This window comes from Mesorhizobium sp. M7A.F.Ca.CA.002.15.2.1 (assembly GCF_003998715.1).
Classification (GTDB): domain Bacteria; phylum Pseudomonadota; class Alphaproteobacteria; order Rhizobiales; family Rhizobiaceae; genus Mesorhizobium; species Mesorhizobium ciceri.
The window spans coordinates 1-463 of sequence record NZ_RZPI01001263.1 but is presented as its reverse complement, the minus strand read 5'-3'; the positions used below and the strand labels follow the sequence as shown (position 1 = coordinate 463).

At 64.8% G+C, this 463-nt stretch carries 1 protein-coding gene; it reads right to left on the bottom strand.

Annotation, left to right across the window (positions count from 1 at the left end; translation table 11 throughout):
* Positions 1-463: AsmA-like C-terminal region-containing protein (locus ENZ74_RS34040; protein WP_164761514.1), on the bottom strand; the 463-nt coding region annotated here is incomplete at both ends.

The window sequence follows — 463 nt, the reverse complement described above, 5'->3', positions numbered from 1 at the left end:
GGCCGACACCGTGGCCGCGTTGAGATCCGCCGTGATGTCGGCGGACAAGGTCGCCGCTGGATTTTCCAGGCTGACCGGCGGCGCCCGCAGCGTGCCGCCGGCAACCGTGAAGGCTATGTCGGTATCGCCAGCGGCAAAGCTGCCATCAGCGGCAATCTCGGGCGCGAAGCCGGCGGTCTTGGCCGCATCGATGTCGCGCCCGATCGCATCCGCCTTGGCGAGGAACGCACTGAACGCATCTGGATTGAGGCCAGCAACTTTCACGCCCTTCAACGCCGCAGTTCCGGAGCCTGACAAGGCAGCCACCATCCCTTCGACCGATTTGCCGCTGCTTGACAGCGCCGTCGAGAAATCGCCGATGCCGCTGATGCCGGCATCCGGCAGCACGGTCGCCAGATCGGCGCCCGCCAGTTTCATCTGGCCAGAGAACAGTCCGGTGCCGTTGTTGTTCTTCAACTCGAAT